The sequence below is a fragment of the Streptococcus alactolyticus genome, assembly GCF_042649785.1.
Lineage (GTDB): Bacteria > Bacillota > Bacilli > Lactobacillales > Streptococcaceae > Streptococcus > Streptococcus alactolyticus.
The window spans coordinates 1-20,907 of record NZ_JBHRZX010000024.1; the positions used below are offsets into that span (position 1 = coordinate 1).

21 protein-coding genes are annotated in these 20,907 nt (G+C 37.3%); 6 read left to right on the plus strand and 15 right to left on the minus strand.

Annotated elements, in window-relative coordinates; genetic code table 11:
- Positions 1 to 545 precede the first annotated feature (545 nt).
- The 5 genes from ACFORE_RS05690 to ACFORE_RS05710 form a co-directional block, all read right to left on the minus strand.
- The gene (locus ACFORE_RS05690; RefSeq protein ID WP_125411573.1) at positions 546 to 1,778 is read right to left on the minus strand and encodes a phosphoribosyltransferase family protein; all 1,233 of its coding nucleotides are present in this window, start codon (positions 1,776 to 1,778) and stop codon (positions 546 to 548) included.
- Entirely contained in the window at positions 1,771 to 2,769 is a 999-nt protein-coding gene (dprA, locus tag ACFORE_RS05695; protein WP_137206857.1) for a DNA-processing protein DprA, read from the minus strand. Before dprA ends, ACFORE_RS05690 begins: the two co-directional genes overlap by 8 nt.
- A 408-nt stretch (positions 2,770 to 3,177) precedes the next feature.
- Positions 3,178 to 3,501 carry a nucleoside triphosphate pyrophosphohydrolase family protein gene (locus tag ACFORE_RS05700; protein WP_380435041.1) on the minus strand — a complete coding sequence of 108 codons (324 nt, stop codon included), beginning with the start codon at positions 3,499 to 3,501 and terminating at the stop codon, positions 3,178 to 3,180.
- Entirely contained in the window at positions 3,470 to 4,540 is a 1,071-nt protein-coding gene (locus ACFORE_RS05705) for an HsdM family class I SAM-dependent methyltransferase (RefSeq protein WP_380435042.1), read from the minus strand. The genes ACFORE_RS05700 and ACFORE_RS05705 overlap by 32 nt, the downstream gene beginning before the upstream one ends.
- Before the next feature lie 6 nt (positions 4,541 to 4,546).
- Positions 4,547 to 4,762, minus strand: coding sequence for a helix-turn-helix domain-containing protein (locus ACFORE_RS05710; RefSeq protein WP_380435043.1), 216 nt, complete (start codon positions 4,760 to 4,762; stop codon positions 4,547 to 4,549).
- 134 nt (positions 4,763 to 4,896) lie between these two features.
- Here ACFORE_RS05710 and ACFORE_RS05715 point away from each other — a divergent pair, with 134 nt between their 5' ends.
- The 6 genes from ACFORE_RS05715 to ACFORE_RS05740 are packed head-to-tail and all read left to right on the plus strand — an operon-like array spanning position 4,897 to position 8,037.
- Positions 4,897 to 5,592, plus strand: a complete 696-nt coding sequence (locus tag ACFORE_RS05715) for an XRE family transcriptional regulator (RefSeq protein WP_380435044.1) — start codon at positions 4,897 to 4,899, stop codon at positions 5,590 to 5,592.
- Between the two features lie 2 nt (positions 5,593 to 5,594).
- The gene (locus tag ACFORE_RS05720; protein ID WP_294427257.1) at positions 5,595 to 5,813 is read left to right on the plus strand and encodes a hypothetical protein; all 219 of its coding nucleotides are present in this window, start codon (positions 5,595 to 5,597) and stop codon (positions 5,811 to 5,813) included.
- Positions 5,800 to 5,937 carry a hypothetical protein gene (locus tag ACFORE_RS05725; protein ID WP_294427258.1) on the plus strand — a complete coding sequence of 46 codons (138 nt, stop codon included), beginning with the start codon at positions 5,800 to 5,802 and terminating at the stop codon, positions 5,935 to 5,937. The genes ACFORE_RS05720 and ACFORE_RS05725 overlap by 14 nt, the downstream gene beginning before the upstream one ends.
- Before the next feature lie 3 nt (positions 5,938 to 5,940).
- Complete coding sequence (locus ACFORE_RS05730) at positions 5,941 to 7,356, plus strand: Y-family DNA polymerase (protein WP_294427256.1); 1,416 nt, start codon at positions 5,941 to 5,943, stop codon at positions 7,354 to 7,356.
- A gap of 23 nt (positions 7,357 to 7,379) precedes the next feature.
- Positions 7,380 to 7,757, plus strand: coding sequence for a hypothetical protein (locus ACFORE_RS05735; RefSeq protein WP_294427255.1), 378 nt, complete (start codon positions 7,380 to 7,382; stop codon positions 7,755 to 7,757).
- Complete coding sequence (locus ACFORE_RS05740) at positions 7,744 to 8,037, plus strand: DUF5960 family protein (protein ID WP_294427254.1); 294 nt, start codon at positions 7,744 to 7,746, stop codon at positions 8,035 to 8,037. Before ACFORE_RS05735 ends, ACFORE_RS05740 begins: the two co-directional genes overlap by 14 nt.
- Positions 8,038 to 8,096: 59 nt before the next feature.
- Here ACFORE_RS05740 and ACFORE_RS05745 read toward each other — a convergent pair whose 3' ends face one another.
- The 10 genes from ACFORE_RS05745 to ACFORE_RS05790 all read right to left on the minus strand — a co-directional run bounded on the left by ACFORE_RS05745 (position 8,097) and on the right by ACFORE_RS05790 (position 20,400).
- Positions 8,097 to 9,875, minus strand: coding sequence for a DUF262 domain-containing protein (locus ACFORE_RS05745; protein WP_294427253.1), 1,779 nt, complete (start codon positions 9,873 to 9,875; stop codon positions 8,097 to 8,099).
- Between the two features lie 180 nt (positions 9,876 to 10,055).
- Positions 10,056 to 10,463, minus strand: a complete 408-nt coding sequence (locus ACFORE_RS05750) for a hypothetical protein (RefSeq protein ID WP_294427250.1) — start codon at positions 10,461 to 10,463, stop codon at positions 10,056 to 10,058.
- Between the two features lie 14 nt (positions 10,464 to 10,477).
- Positions 10,478 to 11,593: a recombinase family protein gene (locus tag ACFORE_RS05755; RefSeq protein ID WP_380435045.1), complete on the minus strand. Its 1,116-nt coding sequence runs from the start codon at positions 11,591 to 11,593 to the stop codon at positions 10,478 to 10,480.
- 314 nt (positions 11,594 to 11,907) lie between these two features.
- The gene (gene rlmD / locus ACFORE_RS05760) at positions 11,908 to 13,263 is read right to left on the minus strand and encodes a 23S rRNA (uracil(1939)-C(5))-methyltransferase RlmD (protein WP_380435046.1); all 1,356 of its coding nucleotides are present in this window, start codon (positions 13,261 to 13,263) and stop codon (positions 11,908 to 11,910) included.
- Positions 13,264 to 13,326: 63 nt separating this feature from the next.
- Positions 13,327 to 14,706, minus strand: a complete 1,380-nt coding sequence (locus tag ACFORE_RS05765; RefSeq protein WP_293956969.1) for an LCP family protein — start codon at positions 14,704 to 14,706, stop codon at positions 13,327 to 13,329.
- A gap of 28 nt (positions 14,707 to 14,734) precedes the next feature.
- On the minus strand, positions 14,735 to 15,559 hold the full coding sequence (pheA, locus tag ACFORE_RS05770; RefSeq protein WP_154455253.1) for a prephenate dehydratase: 825 nt from the start codon (positions 15,557 to 15,559) through the stop codon (positions 14,735 to 14,737).
- Positions 15,556 to 16,032, minus strand: a complete 477-nt coding sequence (locus ACFORE_RS05775; protein WP_154455252.1) for a shikimate kinase — start codon at positions 16,030 to 16,032, stop codon at positions 15,556 to 15,558. Before ACFORE_RS05775 ends, pheA begins: the two co-directional genes overlap by 4 nt.
- Positions 16,025 to 17,308 carry a 3-phosphoshikimate 1-carboxyvinyltransferase gene (gene aroA, locus ACFORE_RS05780; protein WP_168260948.1) on the minus strand — a complete coding sequence of 428 codons (1,284 nt, stop codon included), beginning with the start codon at positions 17,306 to 17,308 and terminating at the stop codon, positions 16,025 to 16,027. Before aroA ends, ACFORE_RS05775 begins: the two co-directional genes overlap by 8 nt.
- A 136-nt stretch (positions 17,309 to 17,444) precedes the next feature.
- A complete protein-coding gene (lepA, locus tag ACFORE_RS05785) occupies positions 17,445 to 19,280 on the minus strand; it encodes a translation elongation factor 4 (RefSeq protein WP_154455250.1) in 1,836 nt (611 codons plus the stop codon).
- A gap of 538 nt (positions 19,281 to 19,818) precedes the next feature.
- Positions 19,819 to 20,400 (minus strand): hypothetical protein, encoded by a 582-nt coding sequence (locus tag ACFORE_RS05790; RefSeq protein ID WP_294010651.1) that lies wholly within the window; start codon positions 20,398 to 20,400, stop codon positions 19,819 to 19,821.
- Positions 20,401 to 20,907 lie beyond the last annotated feature (507 nt).

Sequence of the window (20,907 nt, forward strand, 5' to 3'; positions counted from 1 at the left end):
TTTAAAAAACGCATTCTCATCGCTTTGAACGTCAAAAAAGAGAAAACCAATTTGGTTCTCTCTAGATGTTAGCTAGCATCAACCCACTACAATTGACAATGAGCCAGATAAAAAAAAAACGAGAACACTTATTAAAATGTTCTCGCTGAACCATTATATTTTATGACGTATCTATTTTTTGTCTACGCAGTCGACATCCAAACAGACGTTCACATCAATGTACTTTTTTGAACCTTTTTTATGTTAAAATCACTCTTTTCAATAAAGACAAAATGTTTGAAAAAATGCTTAAAATAAAGGATTTTCACCCGTTGCTTCGTTGTAGCAACACTACGCACTCCACGTGTGCTGATAGAGAGTAACTATACTATAGAACGAAAGGGGATTGATAGAGTTTTAAATAATACTGTTATACGAAAAACATACTAAAGACCCAAACTTTTTTTACTTTATCTTTAAGATCGACTTTAGACACCTTTTTAGCCAAAATATTACCAATGATGATTCAAAATATATCCGAATTAAACCATTAAACGTAACTCAAATTATCTAATTCTTCGATTTAAATTTTCCATGACGGGGTCGTAATCAAAGGTACGTCGACAATCTGAACAACTATAAAAAGGTAAGTAGGTAGTTGAATTAATATTCAAATATAAGTCTCCCAAACAATAAGGACAGGCTGCTCTATATTCAGAAAACAAACCAGATTGCTCACGTTGATTAATCGCAAAGACAAAAAAAGACACGCTTTCCACTCCAGCTTGAAAAAGTGCTTCTGCACAGGCTTTTAATGTTGCACCAGTAGTGACAACATCATCTATAACCATAACATTTTTCCCAGTCAAGACTTTTGTCACTGTAAAAGCATTTTCTACATTCGTTAAACGTTCTTCAGTATTCAGAAATTTCTGTTTTTCAAAATCCCTTGTCGCAATTAAAAATGGTGAAATATCTTCAAGTTGCTGTATCCATTTATCTGTTTGTGAAAAAATATGCTCGAATATATCACTAAATCTACTTTCTTCATTGGGACGTGGAGGAACGTAACAAAGGGCATCAAGTTTAAAACTATCAGGAAAAGACCCTATTGTTTGGATAATAAGGTCTGAAAGTTTAATATTAAATTTTCCAAATAACTTACTATTGGAGCTTTTATTAGAAATAATCGCTTTAGAATACGGATGCATTTCGTGCATGTAATGTTTAGAGCTATAATATCTTCCCAGCGAAAACAATCTCACTTTTTTTGAATCCGAAATAGGATATAGACAGTGAATATATCTACTTCTAAATTGATTAGTTGGCAGAGGGATTTGATTTTCACCAAAATAATTTCTTCCAACAAGATTATCCAGAACAACTAACTCATAGAATTGGTTAAAATTATGGAAAATAGCATCTGGGGTATTATCTAATTGTTCATACTTTACCATATTCTCTGATATTAAGATAACCCCGCTTAATAGCTTCATAGAGCGTTTAGTAAAACGAGAATCTTTAGAAACTAGAATAATTTCAGATGTCTGTGCGTTAAACCGCTCTTTAATGTGGTCAAATAGAGATAACGAAGGCCACAGAACCATTTTAAGAGGTTCAACTTTTATAATGTCACTATCATCAATAAAATCAGGCAACTGATCTAAGTCAGTTAAAAACATACAATTATATTCTGACTCATAAATCTTTTGAACATCTTCCCAATCATTAGCTGATAAAATCGGAGAATCAGAAATATGGAAAACAATAACTTTTATCTCACTAACATTTCTAAGCAAGTCTATCTCTCCCTTCCTCAGAGACAATATCTAACGAAAAATCTAAAGGGATAAGCTCTAATTCTTCATCAATATCAAACTCCCCTTTAAAGAAACTACTCTCTGCCAAAATCTTTAGTGCATCACTAGGATTATGCATAACCTTGGCTCCTTTTTTAACAAACTTCTCAGGCCAAGTTATATGTTTATTTTCTAATGCACTCTCAGGTAGAAGAACCAATCTCCCTTGTTTAAGAGCATAATCAGCTTGAATAAGAGAGCCAGACGTTTCCCCTGCCTCCATAACAATTGTCGCAAGAGAGAGAGCGCTCATAACCCGATTTCTCATTGGAAAGAACCAGCGCTGAGTTTTAGAAGCTGGAGAGAATTGGGAAACTACTAGGCCCTTCTTCTCTATTTCTAACTGCACTTCTTTATTTTCTGCCGGATAGTATTGATTTAAATGGGTTCCTATTACTGCAATAGTATCTAAACTTAAATCAAGTGCTGCTTTATGTGCAGAAACATCAATCCCCTTTGCTAGGCCCGATACTACGGTTATCCCATTTTTCCCAAGTTTTTGGGCCAGCCTAGCCGTGTTATATTTTGCTTTGTCAGTCGCATTTCTAGAACCAACAAGAGAAACCTTACGCAATTCATATAGAAGACTTTTTCTACCTCTAATATATAAAAATCTGGGTGATTTTTCCGTTGATTCCAGCATATCTGGATAATCACTAGTTCCCCGTTTTATTATCTCATCTGATTCTTTTAATTTTGAAAACTGAGCAGAAGCCAAAGCATATTCATGATTTAATTCATTTTGATTAATTTTGAAATAATTACCATACAAATCTAGATAATCTAAAATAGGAGATGACTCTATTCCTTTATATTCTTCTATAAATGAATCAAAAATTGGCTCAAATTTCCCCTCTGTCATTTTTAAACAGTTTTGCAAAGTTGAAAAATTTAAGGCTTCTTGTTTAATCTTATTATCTATTTTAAACATGTGTCCTCCTTTCCAAAAATCAATTCGTGCTTTATCATTATAACATATTCCATGTCAAATCAATTTATATATGTAAAATTGACTTTAAAAATTTAAAACTTATCTTTAATTATAACATTAAAATAGAAAAAAAGCTGTAGTGACAGCATCTCATTCTGTAACTACAGCCTTATAAATTTACTTCTGAATGGTAGTGGAATACCAGTTATACAATATTAAATAATAAAACACAAATCTTCGTTATCGGCTAATATACTTTTGCGTTACATATTCCCTCAGAAATATGAACTTAACTCGTAGTTTTATGGTATCCTATTTGATTTTTTTGTCAACTCTTTTGAGTAAAAAACTTTATTTTTCTTAATTTTCAATGTGTGTCAAGTGTTTTATACTAAAAATCTTCTTATCTCATTTATCAATAATTTTTAGTAACTGTTCTTTTTCTGATAAAAAAGATTCCATTTCCTTTTCGATATCTACATCAAGACGGTTGGCTAATTCAATTAACCACCAAATATTCTCAGCTAATTTTTGTTCTAATTGATAAGGAGTCTCATCATAATAGCGCCCTTTGCGTGTCATTACTAAACGATTTAAATTTCCAATATCGTTTGATAGAGCCAGTAAATCTTCTTCAACAGACCATTTTTCACCGTGATGATTAATTTCTAAATTGTGGTAAGCATCTCGTATATTTTGGCTACGTTGAAGTAATTCTTTTTGGCTTTTCATTCTGAACTACCTCTTTTTCTATCTCAAGTATTTCCGATAAAATCTCATCAGGTAATTTTTCAACAGAATGTGGTATAACAAGGGCAACTTTTTTTAAACTATTCAGCCTTGTTTTTATACCTTCAATTTCGTTTTGCTTGTTTATTATTTTTTTAAACATATCAGGATGATTTTTAACTAAAGAATCATCATAATTGCGAATAAAAAATTTATTGTAATTAGTTGTCAATCCTCTATTTAATTTTGCGAAGGTCGAAAGTGGTTGTAGATTCCTAAACTTGAACTGATTACTATTTAACTTATAGAATGACCATCCTAAATTTAAAATCTCATCTTGTAAAACACTTTGTTTAACTTCTGCCTGATCCAAACTTTTAATTTTTTTAATATCAATATCTCCAAAATAATAGAATTCAGTTGATGTTAGATCAGAAGGAGGGATATTGTCTATTACAAAAATTGAAACATCAACATCAACACCCTTAAAGACATTCTTCTCAAAATCAATTACTGACACTAACGAATATTTGTTAAGTATATGTTCCTGAACTGAAACACCATATTCTGAGTTTAACCAAGTATTTGGTAGTATTGCGACAACTCTTCCACCTTCTTTGACTACTTCTAATCCTTTTAGCAAGAAATAAAGATATAGATTAGACCTAGAATTTATATTTTTAAATTTAATTTTTTTTCTTAATATATCTTTATTATTTTCACTCGTCAGCAACTCCTGGCGTATATATGGTGGATTCATTATGATTCCATCAACTCTTCTGTCAAAATCAAAAAAGTTCATATAAGAGGTATCGAATCCCTTATCTATTAGAATATCAATTAAATCTTCATCAATTTCTACCGCACTTAATTTTGTCTCTCTATCGATTAAATCCATACAGGCCTCTAAAAGAGAGCCTGACCCTGCAGCAGGATCGAGAATCTCATCATACGTCCTTCCCTGAAAAAACAAGGCCATTAACCTTGAAATATTACTTGGCGTAAATACCTGGCCTAACTCTTTCTTTAAAATATATGTCATATCGTTTTACTTTTTGACCTCATCAAATGAACTTTCTATTAATTCTGATATATCACACTGTAAGTACAAAGAAATTTTCAGCAAAGTATCCGTTGTAACACTCTCATTCTTTATTAATTTGGAGTAAGTACTGGAAGCCAGTTTGACGGATTCTCTCAATTCAGTTCTTGTAATATTATTTTCTTCTAGTTTTTTCCATAGCGGACCGTAACTTATACTCATAACAACTCCTTGAGATTATATATATTATTTTACCATAAAGTACCGAAATCCGTACAACTAATAAAATCATTGCATTTCTTGTTGTTTTTGGATATAATTAGTTGTTTTATAAAACAACACAGGAGTATTATACCATGTTTTCTGGATTACGTCTCAAACAAAGAAGAGAGAATCAAAACTTATCTCAGGTCGAAATCGCAAACATACTTGAAATTAATCGTTCATCATACAATAGCTGGGAGTCTGGTAGAGCTAAACCAAATCAGAAAAATCTCACAGCTCTCGCTGCTATTCTTGATGTTCCAGTGACCTACTTCGAATCTGAGTACAACATTGTAAACAATTTCCTGCAGCTCAACGACTTCAACAAAGTTCTAGCTGAGGAATATATAGAGGATCTACTTCAAACTCAACGTGAAGAACGTAAAGTTGTTCAGCTTTTCCCTATCGAAGTTTTGGACGACATTTCATTGTCTGCTGGTCCTGGACAAAGTTTCGCCGACGAATACGAAACTCGTACCGTTTACTCTGACGAAGAACAATATGGTTACGACTTTGCCACTTGGATCAAAGGAACTTCTATGTCTCCTACATACTTAGATGGCGAGGTAGCCCTTATTCGTGAAACTGGTTTTGACTACGATGGAGCAGTCTATGCCTTGGTATGGAATGACCAAACTTACATCAAAAAGCTATACAAAGTTGAAGATGGTTTCCGAATGGTCTCCATCAATGAAGTAAGCAACCCAGAACGCTTTATTTCCAAAGACGATGATTTCCGAATTGTTGGTAAGGTAGTTGGGCATTTCATGCCTGTGGAAGGAGCTTAGTTATGAAACTCAAAGACATTTTAGAATTAGGTACCTATGGATTCAATCCAGAATGCAAAGTAGAAATTTTCAACATGGATAACTTCGAAGAACGTTTAGAAAATGAAGCTTTTGATGAAGTTCTTATTCCTGACGATGAAGATTGTTCTATTTACCCCTATGCTTTCCTGATTGAGGATTGTATTCTCATCGCAATGAAGGAGGAAGATGTTGTCAGTTAAAGTGGAAGAAATGATTTACATCAAAGATGACCGCATCTTATTCACTCCTTACTTAAAAGAATATGATATTACCGATTATGTGCAGGAGCTAACCGAGGAACTCTCCAAACTTAAAGAGAGGTAATTTATGGGATATATCGACTATTCAAAAGAACCAACTTCTGATATTGCTTTCGTCGATATGAAATCATTCTATGCCTCCGTGGAGTGTGTAGACCGTGGGCTAAATCCACTGCACACTTCTCTCTGCGTCATGAGTCGCGCTGATAATTCTGCTGGACTTATTCTCGCTTCTTCTCCCATGTTCAAGAAAGTTTTTGGTAAGCAAAATGTTGGGCGTTCCTATGACCTTCCTTTTGACATAAAGACAAGAAAATTCAACTATCAGAACGCTTGGAGACAAGGGATTGATGTGACACCCAAGTACAAGTCATTTATAGAACATTGGGCTAAACGGACACTCATCGTCCCACCTCGCATGGATAGGTATATTGAGAAAAATTTAGAAATCCAGCATATCTTCCAGAACTATGCTGCACCAAATGATATATATCCCTACTCCATTGACGAGGGATTCATTGACCTCACCTCATCTCTCAATTACTTCATTAAAGATAAAACTATGTCTCGAAAAGCAAAACTAGACAATCTATCTGCCATCTTACAAAGAGATATATGGCGAGAAACAGGTATCTATTCAACTGTTGGTATGAGTAACAGCAATCCTCTCCTTGCTAAACTTGCTCTTGATAACGAAGCAAAGAAAGCTGTTACCATGCGAGCTAATTGGTCATATGAAGATGTAGAGAGCAAAGTCTGGTCTATTCCCACTCTTACTGACTTCTGGGGTATAGGTAGCCGCACCGAGAAGATACTTCACAAACTTAACATTAACTCTATCAAAGAACTGGCTAACTGCGACCCAACCATCCTCAAGAAAGAGTTCGGAAAAGTTGGCTTACAATTGTGGTTCCATGCTAATGGGGTTGACGAAAGTAATGTACATAATCCATATCAGCCAAAAAGCCACGGTTTAGGTAATTCCCAAGTCTTACAGCGTGATTATCACAATCAAAGGGAGATAGAGCTTGTCTTATCTGAAATGGCTGAACAAGTTGCCATACGCTTGAGAAAAGCCCACAAGAAAGCCACTATTATTTCTATCCACATTGGATACTCAAATATTGAAATGAAGAAATCCATCAATGCACAGATGAAGATTGAACCTGCCAATCTGACCAAGACTATGGTCAAGCATGTTATCGAACTGTTCCGCAACAAGTACGATTCTGGAGCAGTAAGACAAATTGGTGTTTCCTACAGTGGATTTGTTGATGAAAGCTATGGTTTGATTTCACTTTTTGATGATATGGAGACTATTGAAAAAGCAGAAAAGCTCCAAACCGCTATTGATTCAGTTCGAGAGCAATTTGGATTCTTAGCAATTCAAAAAGCCAATATTCTTACCGAAGGTTCACGAAATATTGAACGTAGTAAATTGATTGGGGGACACTCTGCAGGTGGCTTAGATGGACTAAAATAAATTGATAACAGGAGGTGTTACTTATGGTTGACCGTTCATATCTCCCTTGGCAATGTGCCAGAGAGTATCAAGACGTAGGCATGCAGAAATGGATGGGCTTCTTCCTATCCGAGCATACAACTGCTCTTGATAATGATGCAAGTAAAATTTCATATCTATCAGACTTAACTCTTGAAAATAAATTACTATTAGCCAGTCAACTTTATTCAAGTCAGCTAATAGCTCACTTCGACATACTGGAGAATGATAAACGAGTAAACTATGTTGGAACTGTGTCCGAACTAAATAAAAGTAATCTATTGATAAAGACCAAATCAGGTTACATCAACGCTTCCTTCAAAGATATTCTTCACATCGACTTGTTTGAGGAAGAGCTGGAGGTGCTATATGAATCAGCTTGAGTTTCATCATAATGAACTTCAAATGGACTATTTCAGTGATAACTACAGACAATTTGAAGCTGACTTCTACCGCTACTCTGCTTTAGATACACCACTCACTTTCTTAACTGATGATATTTTGTTGACCATGGCAAAATCAAGAAAAAACTATTTTAAGCTCAATAAAGAGAAGGCTACCGATAACCGCGATCACTACTTCATATTCATGGTAGAGCAACTCGAGGAAAGTAAACTCACCAAGAAGTATATCTATCAAAAAACAGTCACGAATTTAAAATAAAGAGGAGCACTCAAATTGATGTGCTCCTTTTGAATCTATCATCTTTGTAAAGAATAATATTATCTCTCAAAAATAAAATTTGCAATCCGTCTTGCTGCTCGCTCCGTAGCTAATTCAATTTCAGTTTTAGTCCAAACACCCTTTGGATAGTTGACAAGTGACTTAGCTATTGGAAATTTACTGCCAATATAACCGTGACCACTAGTAATACTATTTTCTCTTTTAGTTCTAAACCATGCATCTCCAATACCTCGATTGATATCAGCTTCAAGTAGAATCTTATTCCCGATTTTTTCTGCGTATTCACGGAACTCTTCTTGATTATCAAAACCAGCATCTAACATTATGTTTTCACGGTTGCGACCACTTTGCGGCATAATATGTTCAATATCGATATTCCCCTCTAAGTTAAATTTTGCCCCCGTTTCTATTGCAAATAAATACTCATTAATATAGAGAAGCGAATTGGATACACCACTTTCTGATAGTATTTGTTTAACTTCATCGTATTCAAAATTTGTTTGAATATGATTTTTTACTTTATCTATCAATTCTGTAGCTGAAATTGAGTCAACTTGACTATACATCAAGTTGATTTCTTCTAAAAAACCTTTAAAAAGCCTATGGCTATAAGATAACTCTGACAATTCAATCAAAATACCTAATCGAAGTAAGTAATCTAAATAATCACTATCGCTATCGCTTCGGAAGAATAGATAACTACTAATAAATGGACGTAAATTACCATTTAGTCTACTTAGTAACTGTCCCACAATGGAATCAGCTACACTCTCATAATTATCTATAATTTTATCCAATTCAGTTGTAAAAAGAACATCATCTTTTAAAAGATATTTATTTTTTGAAAAGAATGCTCTTATACCAGGATTCCTACGGTCAGCACCATTCTGCTCTGATAGCTTAACGAAAATATAGTGAGTAATTAATGAGTTCAAGTCTAGCCTTGCAGAATCAGTACGTTGTACAATTTCTTGCCAGTTTCGTTCAAAATTTTTTCTATCAGAAGCATTTGCTGTTGTTTTAGAAACAATCACTTCGATCGGTGTCAATGGAACACCGGTTCCATTTAATGAATTGAAAATATTGATAGCCTGATCAGTATTATAGCTCGTAATTGTGATAACCTGGCAATTATTGATAAAATGGTTAGCGAAATTTATTAGGTTAAATGCATTCAACTCATTACATGTGTTATAGAAGTATCTAAAATTTTTATAGAAGTTAGTATACCTGTTATCCTTTTGACGACGATAAATTTGATGGACATTTTCCTTAATCGAATTAAAGTTTTCTCCCAATAATATAACTGGTATTTCACTAGAGTATTTTTCAGAAATTGAATCGTTTACATACTTAATTCTCTCGACTGTGGGATAGTATAATCCATCAACATAATCATCTTTTTCATCATCGGTTATTCTGAAAAGCATGGTTACAATCTGTTCTTTTAGACCATTTAGGCGTTTTACTAACCTTCTTGCATCATTATCAGTACCTGGCAAAGCTTTAAGCTCTTTCTCAATTTTTAAGAGAATAGCTTTCAGTAATAACATAAAAGTGGTCGTCCTTTGTTGTCCATCTATCAATGTCACATCATGCTCTTCACCAGATTCTTGTGCTATTAGAACCGCACCAAAAAAATAATTATCTTGAGAGCTTTCATCAAAGTTTTCCATATGAAGATTAATATCTTCAATTAATTGTTCACACTGTGGAACTTGCCAAGCATACGGACGTTGATAAGTGGGAATATAAAATTCTGACTTTTCAAAGTAAGATCTTATAGTTTGTAGTGATGGCTGAATATCATTTCGCATATTAATTTCTCCTAAGCGCTATTTGACTATATTATACCACGAATACGCTTACATAAAAATATTAAAAAGGCAAGAACACAACAATCGTGTTCTTGTCTTAAGGAGATTATGAAAAAGAAAAAGTTATTTAGGAGTGACTATAGTATAGCTCCTTCTGCTTAATGATTCCTTAATTATAGACTATTTCTTACGGAAGTCAGGTAACTCTTCAAATTTAGATAGCTCAAAAACAAAAGCCTTATCTTCAGGTATGTGAATTCCCTCGATTTTGTAGCGTTTGCCCCTTTTCCACTCTGGCATGATATGAAGCAAAGTTTCTTTCAGATTCTTATTCATGACTTGAACAATCCCCTTTTGCTCGCCCTCTGGTTTTGAAAACTTGAACGACCCTCTAGTTTTGGCACGACAAACTTGAATTCCCATAACCCTTGTTTCCTTATTGAAAGCAATCAAAACTTGAGCAGGATAATCCAACTCTTGAACAATCCCCTTACTAAAAGTAACAAAGTTTTTATTGATGGTCATGCTATAATCGAATGACGAACGTTCAACAGTTACTACTTCCAAACCAAAATCTTTAAAACGCATAGTGTTCCTCTTTCTTATTTAAATACTTCTTTAATATCCTTAGTTTTCCAACTAGGGTCAAGTACAACAAAATCCCTCAATTTACCAGTTTTGAGCTTCTTGATGTAGAGCTTAGGTGCAATAACTTTATTTGTAGATTTCGATTTTCTTCTTGGTAGTTTAAGAAGTTCTTGCACTAAATCCCATCTAGATTCTGGTATGATTGAGGGAATTCCATTTTTTAGACGATACTTAGGCTTCTCACCATTATTTTTACGAGACTTATGACTGAAGCAATCAACAGTAAAAGTCTTCTGCATGATGATTTCACCTTTGTACTTCTCATTCTTGAGAATGTTATAGATTGCTAGGTTAGACCAATTATCAAGTCCTGTGACTGTAGGAATATGACTATCCATTAGTGATTCTGCAATTTCTCGAGCAGACATGCCTTCGATATATGAGTCATAAATGAACCTGACAATCTTTGCTTCTGATTCATCTACCACAATCCGTCCATACTGGTCTTTTGTATAACCGAGTAAATTGTGAGTGGGAATAATTGGTATTCCTCTCTTAAACCGCTCTATTACTGACCAAGTAATGGACGCACTCTTCTGCTCACTCTCACCTTGAGCAACGATGGACATAACTCCAAGGATAAACTCGCTATTAGTATCCAAGGTATTAAGATTAATATCTTCAATATAAATCCCTACTGGATTCGGTAAAGCTTTAAGCTCTCGATATATACCAATAAAGTCTAACTGGTTACGGGCAAACCGACTAACACTCTTCACGATAATTAAATCAATTTTACCCTCACGGCAATCATCAATCATCTGCTTGAATTGCTCACGCCGCTTAATTGTTGTCCCTGAAGCACCTTGGTCTGCATAAATACCAGCAAGCTCCCAGTCTGGGTTGTTGTTTATCTTTTCAGTATAAGTTTGTTTTTGAAGTTCAAAACTCCCAGATTGTGATTCATCAAAGGTACTCACCCTACAATAGGCAGCCACGCGCAACTTGGTTGTCTTTACATCAGTAAACTCACGCTTAGCTGGAATAATCTCAACCGTACGCTCATTTTCAAACGCATCAAGAATACGTTGCTGCTGACGAGTTGTCTTTCTAGAATTCCTTCTTACCATATGGTTGACCTCCTTTCCAGAAATCTACCATTCAATTATATCGACCTTTTAGGCCATACTGAAGAGGTAAAGATGATTCGATTCCCTCTAATACATTTGAATTTTAGATAAAAAAGAGGGTATACATTTATTCCTATAAAGCCCTGCTCATTGGAAATAAATATATACCCTAAGTGTTAATGGAAATAGAAACCCAACAATCCCACCTATCAGACCAAGACACTCAACTCCTGCTCTTACTCTGATACTTCCCCTATACATCACAAAAAGCCTTGAAACCAAGGCTTTTTACTATTGCGATTTACCAAAGGTATCTAGGCTTTTACGAGCAGAGCGACACACTCCACGTGATGGGTATTTGGGAATAAATCGACGGGTTGAACTTTTTGGAGTTTGTAGCCTAACTCTTGGTAGTGTTTGATGTCACGCGCCATGGTAGCTGGGTTACATGAAATGTAGGTGATTTTGTCTGGTTGCATGGCGACGCTTGCTTTGATGAAGTTTTCAATTAAGCCTTTGCGTGGTGGATCCACCAAAATTACGCTTGGTTTAATACCTTCTTTGATCCAAGTTTCCATAGCGTGCTCGGCTGAGTCCGCCACATAATGGGTATTGGTGATGCTATTTAGGGCAGCATTGCGTTTGGCATCGGCGACAGCTTCTTCAATCACTTCGACCCCATAGACAGCTTTGACTTTTTTGGCAAATGAAAGCCCAATGGTTCCAATACCTGAATAGGCATCAATGACAATGTCTTCTGGTGTTAAATCTGAAAAATCAATAGCGGTCTGGTAAAGTTTCTCTGCCATTTCAGTATTAACTTGATAGAAAGAACGTGCTGAAATTTCGTACTGATTACCCAGCATAGTATCTACAATTGTGTCTTTTCCGTAAAGCGTTCTAAATTCCTGACCGAAAATAGCATTGGTGTTTTTGTCATTAATATTTTGAATAATGGATTTCACCGCTGGAAAGGCTGCTACGATTTTAGCGATGATTTGCTCAATACGGAATATTTTAGGGCGTGTTGTAACAAAAACCAGCATCATTTCACCTGAGTAATGACCACGACGAACCACGAGATTGCGAATCAAGCCAGTTTGAGCTTTTTCATCATACGGTTTAATATCAAATTGACGCAGCAAATCACGGGTAAATAAAATCAAGCGATCGATTTCTTTGTTTTGAATGTAAAAATCAGTAATAGGCATCAGATCATGAGAATGTTTGCGGAAAAAGCCAGTTTCTAGCTGACCGTTGACACGACGAACAGGCACTTGGGCCTTATTGCGATAAGCATAAGGATGCGCCATTCCCATAGTTTCTGCGACTTCAACATCTGAAATACCAGCTGTTTTATACAGATTATCCACGACTTGTTTGCGTTTGAATTTGAGTTGCTCTGAGTAAGCCAAATGTCCAAAATCTGCAATTCCTGTTCGCAAATAATCCACATTGACATCTTGATTACGGTAAGGCGAGAGGGTTAGGTATTCTTCAACCTTACCAAATCCAATATTTTTCTTAACTTTCAAGACACGCATCTTGATGGTTTCACCAGGAAGGGCATTTTCAACGAAAAAGACGAAGCCATCAAACTTGGCCACCCCTGCTCCTTCGTGCGATAAATCTGTGATCTCAACCTCTACAATGCTATTTTTTTCTAACATAATATCCTTTCTACTTCCTCAAAAAATAGAGAAACATCACTGTCCCTCTATTATAACATAACGCTATTCACGCAATCCCAATTCTTTTAGTTCTCGTTGATATTTATCAAAATCAATGGCAATGCCTAGACCTCCATACATATCATACTCGTCTGTCCAATCCCCTTCTGCTGGAATGGTGACTTGCTCAATGCCTTTTTGACCGCTGGTGATGACAGACAAGCCTTCCTTGAGGAAAAATGGATAAGAGATATTGGTTGAGGTAAGGGCATAGATTTTACCGATAGCCGCAGACCCTGTAAAAAGTTTGTCGGGGTCCTTGACTTGATTGATAATGGCGGTAATCACTTGTTGTTGACGTTGGGTACGGCCATAGTCCCCATTATCGTCCTTACGAAAACGTGCGTAATTTAGCAAGGTACGACCATCCATGCGTTGTTTACCAACGTTAATGGTTTGGCTAGGAACGCTACCGTCAGGCTGCATATTGAGGTCATCAGGAACTTCGACGGAAGTTACTTCTTGACCATCTACAGTACCAAATTTGGCATCTATTTCAACCCCATTTGGGAATAGCGTGTTGATGGCTTCTGCGAACGTTTCAAAATCAAGCATCACGTAATATTTGATGTTGATGCCAAAATTATCCTTCAAGGTTTGGCGCATAAGCTCAGCTCCTTGATTGTGATCTTGCTCACCAATATTAAAGGCGACATTTAGCTTTTGGTCATTAGTGTAATCATTGTAGCTAACACCCGGAATATTAACCAAGATATCACGCATGAAGCTCACTAATTTAATTTTGTCATCGCTATTTCCGATATTCATCACCATAATGGTATCGGTTCTGGCATCAGACGAGCCTTGGGTCACCCGCTGGTCACTTCCCAAGATCAAAATATTGGTGCCGTCAGGACTATTTTCACCGTGAAACGTTTCCGTCACGCCAGGGGTGTAATTGGTATTGCCCTCTGATACATCACGCACTCCCTTGAAAAACATATAAATCATGCCAGCCATGGTTGCCACCACAAGCAAAGCTAGCCATTTCATCAAGCGTTTAAAGAAGTGCCGTTTCTTCTTTTTTGGTCTTTCTCCAGACACATCTGCAAAACGGCAGGCACGTTTGGCTTTTTTAGAACGCTTGGGAGGGGCTTCGTCTGGATATTTGGGAAGTCCTGGTGCGGTCCATTGCTTCTCATCTTCCCAATTCGCATAGTCATCGTAGCCATCATAAGCTTGATCATTAACCTCCTGATAAATAGGACGTGGGTCATGAGGCGCAGCTGGTTGGGTATAATGGGAGGGACTAGAGAAGCTCGCTAATTTTTTTTGATAAAGGTAATCAAACTCCTGCTTCTCACGCTCGCTTAAATATTCAAGATTTCGTAACAGGTATTGATACCGCAATTCCTCGTGGCGACTTAAACGATTTTCTACCATTTTATCATACCAGTCCTTCACTTTCTAATCATAAACAATAGACGTCATACATCCCCATAACATTGTAAGTAATACCTAAAACACGCAATTCTTCTAAGGCAAAAGTCACCAAATCATGATTGCTATTATCCACATCAACGATGAAAAAATACTCCCCCAATGCCGTTTTCAAAGGACGGCTTTCAATTTTAGTCAAATCAAGGCCCCGCCAAGCAAAAACAGACAAGGCTTTGTAGAGAGCTCCAGGGAGATTGTCAGGAAGAGTTAATGCCAAGGATATTTTTTGCGTGTCTTTGATCAGATCAAAGACATAAGGTTCATGCCCTAGCACCCAAAAACGCGTGTAATTTTCATCTATTTCCTGAATGTCCTTGCCGATGATTTCCAAATCATATTCTTTAGCTGCTGCCACGGGAGCAATAGCTGCGTAAGGTTTGTCTGGGTGTTCTGCGATAAAACGCGCAGCGTAAGCCGTGCTAGCAGTCACTTCAATTTGTGCATGGGGGTAATGGCTTTTGATGTATTTTTTCCCTTGGGCAATGGCTTGCGGATGTGAGAAGATTTTCCCGACAGGCTTATCCTGTGCCGTTGCTAATAATTGTTGCTTAATGGGTTGAATCACTTCTGCAATGGCACTAATATCCGTTTGATGAAACAAGTAATCTAGGGTTTCATGCACCGAGCCTTCAATCGAATTTTCAACGGGGATAATGGCATAATCCACCAAGCCTTCCTCATAAGATTTAATGACTTCGGTGATATTTGCAAAAGGGATACGGTCAGCTTTTGGAAAGGCTTTGACCGCAACATTGTGTGTAAACGAACCGCTTGGTCCTAGGTAACCAACTTTCATCCGATTTCCTCAATAATGTCTTTGGGCGTTTTACCAGCTACTTCAATAATACGGTTGGCAACTGATTCGTACAAGTCTTGGCGCCCATCAAAAATCGCCTTGAAGTCTTCTTTGCTATTATTGACAAATAGCGGACGCACATTTTTAGTGTCTTTTTGGATACGATTATAGAGCGTGTCAAAATCTGCTTTCAAGTAAATGGTTTCAGGATTTTTTGCCAAAAGTGCTCGGTTAGCCGCACTGGTTACAATGCCACCACCTGTTGCAATCACTCGGTCAGACGCTATCAATTCTGCCAAAACTTGTGATTCAATCTCACGAAAACGGGCTTCGCCTTCTTTTTCAAAAAAATCTGCAATAGGCATTCCGATGCGCTCTACAATCACTGCATCCATATCAACGTAATCCTCATCTAACAAAGAAGAAATGGTTGTTTTGCCTGAGCCCATAAAACCGATAATAATTCTAGCCATGTGTCAGTAACTCCAAATCTTTGAAGAAGCTTGGGTAGCTAGTGTTGATGGCTTCTGAACGGTCCAGTTCGACCTCACCATCTGCTACCAAAAGAGCCGCAATTGCCGTCATCATGCCGATGCGGTGGTCCCCAAAAGTATTGATGCTTGCACCATGAAGCGGCGTTTTGCCTTCGATAATCATACCGTCATCTGTTGGCGTAATATTGGCGCCCATAGCATTCAAGGCATCCGCAACCACTTGAATACGGTCAGTTTCTTTCACTTTCAATTCTTCCGCATCGCGAATCACAGTTCTTCCCTCGGCTTGGGTCGCCAAAAGGGCAATAATTGGCAACTCATCAATCAAACGTGGAATGATTTCGCCACCGATTTCTGTCCCGTGAAGGTCGGAAGTTTCTACCGTGATTGTCGCTGATTTGGCAATATCGTCCACATCTGACAGGCTTAGTTGACCGCCCATGGCTTCAATCACATCAAGAATGCCCGTGCGTGTTTCATTGATACCAACGTTTTCAAGCCTTATTTTCGCATTTGGAACAATGAGCCCTGCAACCAACCAAAAGGCTGCTGAGGAAATATCACCTGGCACCACCACTTCTTGTCCAAGCAATTCTTGCCCGCCAGTGATACGGATTTCCTTACCATTGACATCAATTGAGCCACCGAATTGAACAATCATGTCTTCTGTGTGGTTGCGCGTGTGTTCTTTTTCGATGATAACGGATTCACCGTCAGCCTGCAAAGCTGCGAAAATAAGGGCTGATTTGACCTGAGCAGATGCCACAGGCAATTGATAGTGAATTGGTTTCAATTTTTTATTACCATGCATAGTCAATGGTGGCAAATCACGTTCTGTCTGTCCTGAAACCTCAACCCCCATTTGACGAAGGGGAATAGTCACACGGTCCATTGGACGTTTTGACAAACTGTCGTCCCCAAACATCTCGATGCTAAAGTCTTGCCCTGCTAAAACTCCAGAAATCAAGCGAATAGACGTTCCAGAATTGCCCATATCCAAAGATTTTTGAGGTGCCTTTAGCCCGTCAAAACCTACACCTGTAATGGTCACACGGTCACCGTCATCTTGAATGTCAACACCTAAATCACGAAAAGCTTGCATAGTTGATAGAACATCTTCCCCACGTAAAATATCATGAATCGTCGTTTGACCTTTGGCAAGGCTACCAAACATAATCGAGCGATGACTGATTGATTTATCTCCTGGAACTCTCACCGTTCCCTTTAATTGCGATACATTGATTAATAATTTCATGCCGTTCTCCCAAGATACATTTAGATTTATTTTACCAAAAATAGATAAAAATTTGAATGATTGACTAAGTTTCTGTACCTAAAAAGCGCTCAGAAACACATCCGAGCGCAACTAAATACGAGGTGTTCTGATAAGATTAGTTTTTACTGTTGTCATCGTCCATTGACAAGACAGACAAGAAAGCTTCTTGTGGAACTTCCACAGAACCAATCGCCTTCATGCGTTTCTTACCAGCTTTTTGTTTTTCAAGTAATTTCCGTTTACGCGAAACGTCACCACCGTAACATTTTGCCAACACGTTTTTACGAAGAGCTTTGATATCCGAACGGGCCACGATTTTATGACCGATAGCCGCTTGAATTGGCACTTCAAATTGTTGACGTGGAATGATTTTCTTCAATTTTTCGACAATCAATTTACCACGCTCATAGGCAAATTCGTTGTGCACGATAAAGCTAAGGGCATCGACCTTATCACCATTAAGCAAGATATCCATTTTCACCAGTTTTGATTTACGGTAATCTGAAATTTCGTAATCGAAGCTCGCATAGCCACGTGTTGATGATTTCAATTTATCAAAGAAATCAAAAACAATTTCGGCAAGTGGAATATGATAAATGACATTAACCCGATTATCATCAATGTAGTCCATGGTCACAAAATCACCACGTTTGCGCTGAGCCAATTCCATAACAGCTCCAACGAATTCTTGTGGCACCATGATTTGAGCTTTTACATAAGGCTCCTCGATGCTGGCTACTTTGGTTGGTTCTGGGAATTCTGATGGATTTGACACTTCAAGCATATCCCCGTCTGTCGTATTGACATGATAAACAACGGACGGCGCTGTCATAATCAAATCAATGTTAAACTCACGTTCCAAACGTTCTTGAATAACATCCATGTGCAACAAACCAAGGAAACCACAACGGAAACCAAAACCCAGAGCTTGTGAGGTTTCAGGTTCAAATTGAAGACTGGCATCATTTAATTGCAGTTTTTCAAGGGCTTCACGCAAGTCATTGTACTTGTTTGACTCAATCGGATAAAGCCCTGCAAACACCATTGGGTTCATTTGTTTATAGCCATGAAGCGGGTTATCTGCTGGATTATCAGCTAAGGTAATAGTATCCCCAACGCGCGTGTCTGCAACGGTCTTGATAGAAGCCGCGATATAACCAACGTCACCTGTTGCTAGGAAATCACGTCCAATAGCTTTTGGAGTGAAAATACCAACTTCAGTAACGTCAAAGGTTTTTCCGTTTGACATCAATTGAATTTTGTCACCAGGTTTAACCATACCGTTGACAATACGCACCTGCAAAATAACACCACGGTAAGCGTCATAAACCGAGTCAAAAATTAAAGCTTGTAGTGGTGCCTCCACATCTCCTGATGGAGCTGGAACGTATTCCACGATTTGCTCGAGGATTTCCTCAATCCCAATTCCCGCTTTAGCCGATGCCAAAACGGCCTCTGAAGCATCTAATCCAATCACATCTTCAATTTCTTGACGCACACGCTCTGGGTCCGCTGCTGGCAAATCAATTTTGTTGATAACCGGCAAAATTTCCAAATCATTATCAAGAGCTAAGTAAACATTGGCGAGGGTTTGCGCCTCGATACCTTGAGCAGCATCCACAACCAAAATAGCCCCCTCACACGCAGCAAGTGAACGCGATACCTCATAAGAAAAGTCAACGTGTCCTGGCGTGTCAATCAAGTGAAAAATATAAGTTTCGCCATCTTTAGCTGTATAGTTCAACTCAATCGCATTAAGCTTAATCGTGATACCACGCTCACGCTCCAAATCCATGCTATCTAGCAGTTGTGCCTGCATTTCACGACTCGAAACCGTTTCAGTCTTTTCCAAAATACGGTCCGCCAAAGTCGACTTCCCATGGTCAATATGTGCAATAATAGAGAAATTACGAATCTTCTCTTGACGTTTTTTTAATTCTTGAATATCCATTTTAAAATCCTATAATATTAGTCACTGCTCCTATTATACCAAATTACCAAAAACGTCGCCATAGAAAGTTGTTAAGACCTAAAAAGCAAAGCCTATCATGCGACAAACACCCGCATAGAAAATAGCATCACACCTGTTTTTGATTTATTTTCAAGAAAGTAAACGTGGTTATAGTTAGGTGAGTTAGATATCTGAAAACTAGCTATACAAGGAAAAATATTTGACGATAGAGTATTTTAAAATATCATACAAGAAAATAGAGGTTAAAAATCTGTCAACAACACACCGCTTTATTAGCCGGTCGATAAATGTGGGAGCTCCGACAGTCCCACCTATCTTATTGATTTGCTGTACTTAGAGTTAAGCTAGGCGCTTTTTAAAACCTTAGCTAAATAAGCGTTTTATTAAAAGTTTGCAGCTATTTAAATCAATTGCTAAAGCATACACTGTAGTGTTTTGGTTTACGGCTACTTAAATCTTGAGAACACAAAAACTCAGCCCTCATCATTTTTATCACACTATTAATATAGTGTCAATCTCATCCTTCTCTTTCCCTAACAAAGTAATTCCAGTTTTCTTCAAGGCTAGAATTCGGTGTATTGTCAGGATCATAGTAGCGTAGCCAATAAAGAAATTCTCTTGCAACATCGTATGAATCAGTTGTTCTAACATAGTCTTTAGTTGCCACAATTGGTTTACCATCGGCCATAGTTCCTTCGCGTTCCAATCTATAAACTGAATATACAATTTCTGATCCTGATCTCACTCCTCCTGGTGACACAATATAGTAGCCACCATCTTTGAAAATAGAAGGATCAGTGCCAAGTCCGACAACATCAGTTAGATAAATAATGTTACTGGATGCTGTATTGGTTTCAGTTACTGCTTCTTCATGATAACCATCGTCACCCCCTGTTTCACTAGTAGAAATTATAGATTGAGAGGTTTCAGTAGTACTAGAAGTAGTATCACTAGTAGAAGTTGTAGATTGAGAAGTTTCATCAGTAAATATACCACCTCCGTAATGTGATGGTCGTAGATAAGTGTAAGTCACAAATCCTCCTATAGAGAGAGCAAAAATTGTTAAAGCTATTGCTGTGATTGTCTGCCATTTTTTCATGATATCCACGCTTTCTAGCTATATACTATGCGTTCGACAGTGAATGATAAAAGATATAAATGTTTTTCTGTATTTTTTATAAACATCATCGCTGTATCACAATACTTGAAATCAATAGCGTACCTAGTTGGTTAATTACCGCTTGTGCATAACACAAACAACGATGCTGTTTGATACTGATGAAGTTTTACAGCTACTTAAAAATTGCAACCCCAATTGCCAATTATTTTTGTTTACCTTTCAAATATAATCGTAGTTCATCTCCTTCTTTTTTACACAATAGCTATTGCCAAGAACATCTATACGTATTTTGTAGATAGAAAGATTTGGTTTGTTTAAACTTTTTAAACATTGTCCACTTTTAGCGCTTTACCCAGGACTTCTATTAACTTTTTTGCGACCCCTTTCATTGTACCTTTTTGCAAACAAAAAAGGGCTCTATAATTTCTGTAGTGGGTAAATCCACCATGGAAATTATGGAGCCTTTTTGAGTATATACAAAAAGTC

What these genes read in the sequence shown, in the direction of transcription:
- ACFORE_RS05715 (WP_380435044.1), top strand. Translation starts at nt 4,897, where the DNA reads ATGTTTTCTGGATTACGTCTCAAACAAAGAAGAGAGAATCAAAACTTA.
- ACFORE_RS05705 (WP_380435042.1), bottom strand. Translation starts at nt 4,540, where the DNA reads ATGACATATATTTTAAAGAAAGAGTTAGGCCAGGTATTTACGCCAAGT.
- dprA (WP_137206857.1), bottom strand. Translation starts at nt 2,769, where the DNA reads ATGTTTAAAATAGATAATAAGATTAAACAAGAAGCCTTAAATTTTTCA.
- ACFORE_RS05775 (WP_154455252.1), bottom strand. Translation starts at nt 16,032, where the DNA reads ATGGCTAGAATTATTATCGGTTTTATGGGCTCAGGCAAAACAACCATT.
- rlmD (WP_380435046.1), bottom strand. Translation starts at nt 13,263, where the DNA reads ATGTTAGAAAAAAATAGCATTGTAGAGGTTGAGATCACAGATTTATCG.
- ACFORE_RS05725 (WP_294427258.1), top strand. Translation starts at nt 5,800, where the DNA reads ATGTTGTCAGTTAAAGTGGAAGAAATGATTTACATCAAAGATGACCGC.
- ACFORE_RS05720 (WP_294427257.1), top strand. Translation starts at nt 5,595, where the DNA reads ATGAAACTCAAAGACATTTTAGAATTAGGTACCTATGGATTCAATCCA.
- ACFORE_RS05730 (WP_294427256.1), top strand. Translation starts at nt 5,941, where the DNA reads ATGGGATATATCGACTATTCAAAAGAACCAACTTCTGATATTGCTTTC.
- ACFORE_RS05710 (WP_380435043.1), bottom strand. Translation starts at nt 4,762, where the DNA reads ATGAGTATAAGTTACGGTCCGCTATGGAAAAAACTAGAAGAAAATAAT.
- ACFORE_RS05745 (WP_294427253.1), bottom strand. Translation starts at nt 9,875, where the DNA reads ATGCGAAATGATATTCAGCCATCACTACAAACTATAAGATCTTACTTT.
- aroA (WP_168260948.1), bottom strand. Translation starts at nt 17,308, where the DNA reads ATGAAATTATTAATCAATGTATCGCAATTAAAGGGAACGGTGAGAGTT.
- lepA (WP_154455250.1), bottom strand. Translation starts at nt 19,280, where the DNA reads ATGGATATTCAAGAATTAAAAAAACGTCAAGAGAAGATTCGTAATTTC.
- ACFORE_RS05735 (WP_294427255.1), top strand. Translation starts at nt 7,380, where the DNA reads ATGGTTGACCGTTCATATCTCCCTTGGCAATGTGCCAGAGAGTATCAA.
- pheA (WP_154455253.1), bottom strand. Translation starts at nt 15,559, where the DNA reads ATGAAAGTTGGTTACCTAGGACCAAGCGGTTCGTTTACACACAATGTT.
- ACFORE_RS05750 (WP_294427250.1), bottom strand. Translation starts at nt 10,463, where the DNA reads ATGCGTTTTAAAGATTTTGGTTTGGAAGTAGTAACTGTTGAACGTTCG.
- ACFORE_RS05700 (WP_380435041.1), bottom strand. Translation starts at nt 3,501, where the DNA reads ATGAAAAGCCAAAAAGAATTACTTCAACGTAGCCAAAATATACGAGAT.
- ACFORE_RS05790 (WP_294010651.1), bottom strand. Translation starts at nt 20,400, where the DNA reads ATGAAAAAATGGCAGACAATCACAGCAATAGCTTTAACAATTTTTGCT.
- ACFORE_RS05765 (WP_293956969.1), bottom strand. Translation starts at nt 14,706, where the DNA reads ATGGTAGAAAATCGTTTAAGTCGCCACGAGGAATTGCGGTATCAATAC.
- ACFORE_RS05755 (WP_380435045.1), bottom strand. Translation starts at nt 11,593, where the DNA reads ATGGTAAGAAGGAATTCTAGAAAGACAACTCGTCAGCAGCAACGTATT.
- ACFORE_RS05740 (WP_294427254.1), top strand. Translation starts at nt 7,744, where the DNA reads ATGAATCAGCTTGAGTTTCATCATAATGAACTTCAAATGGACTATTTC.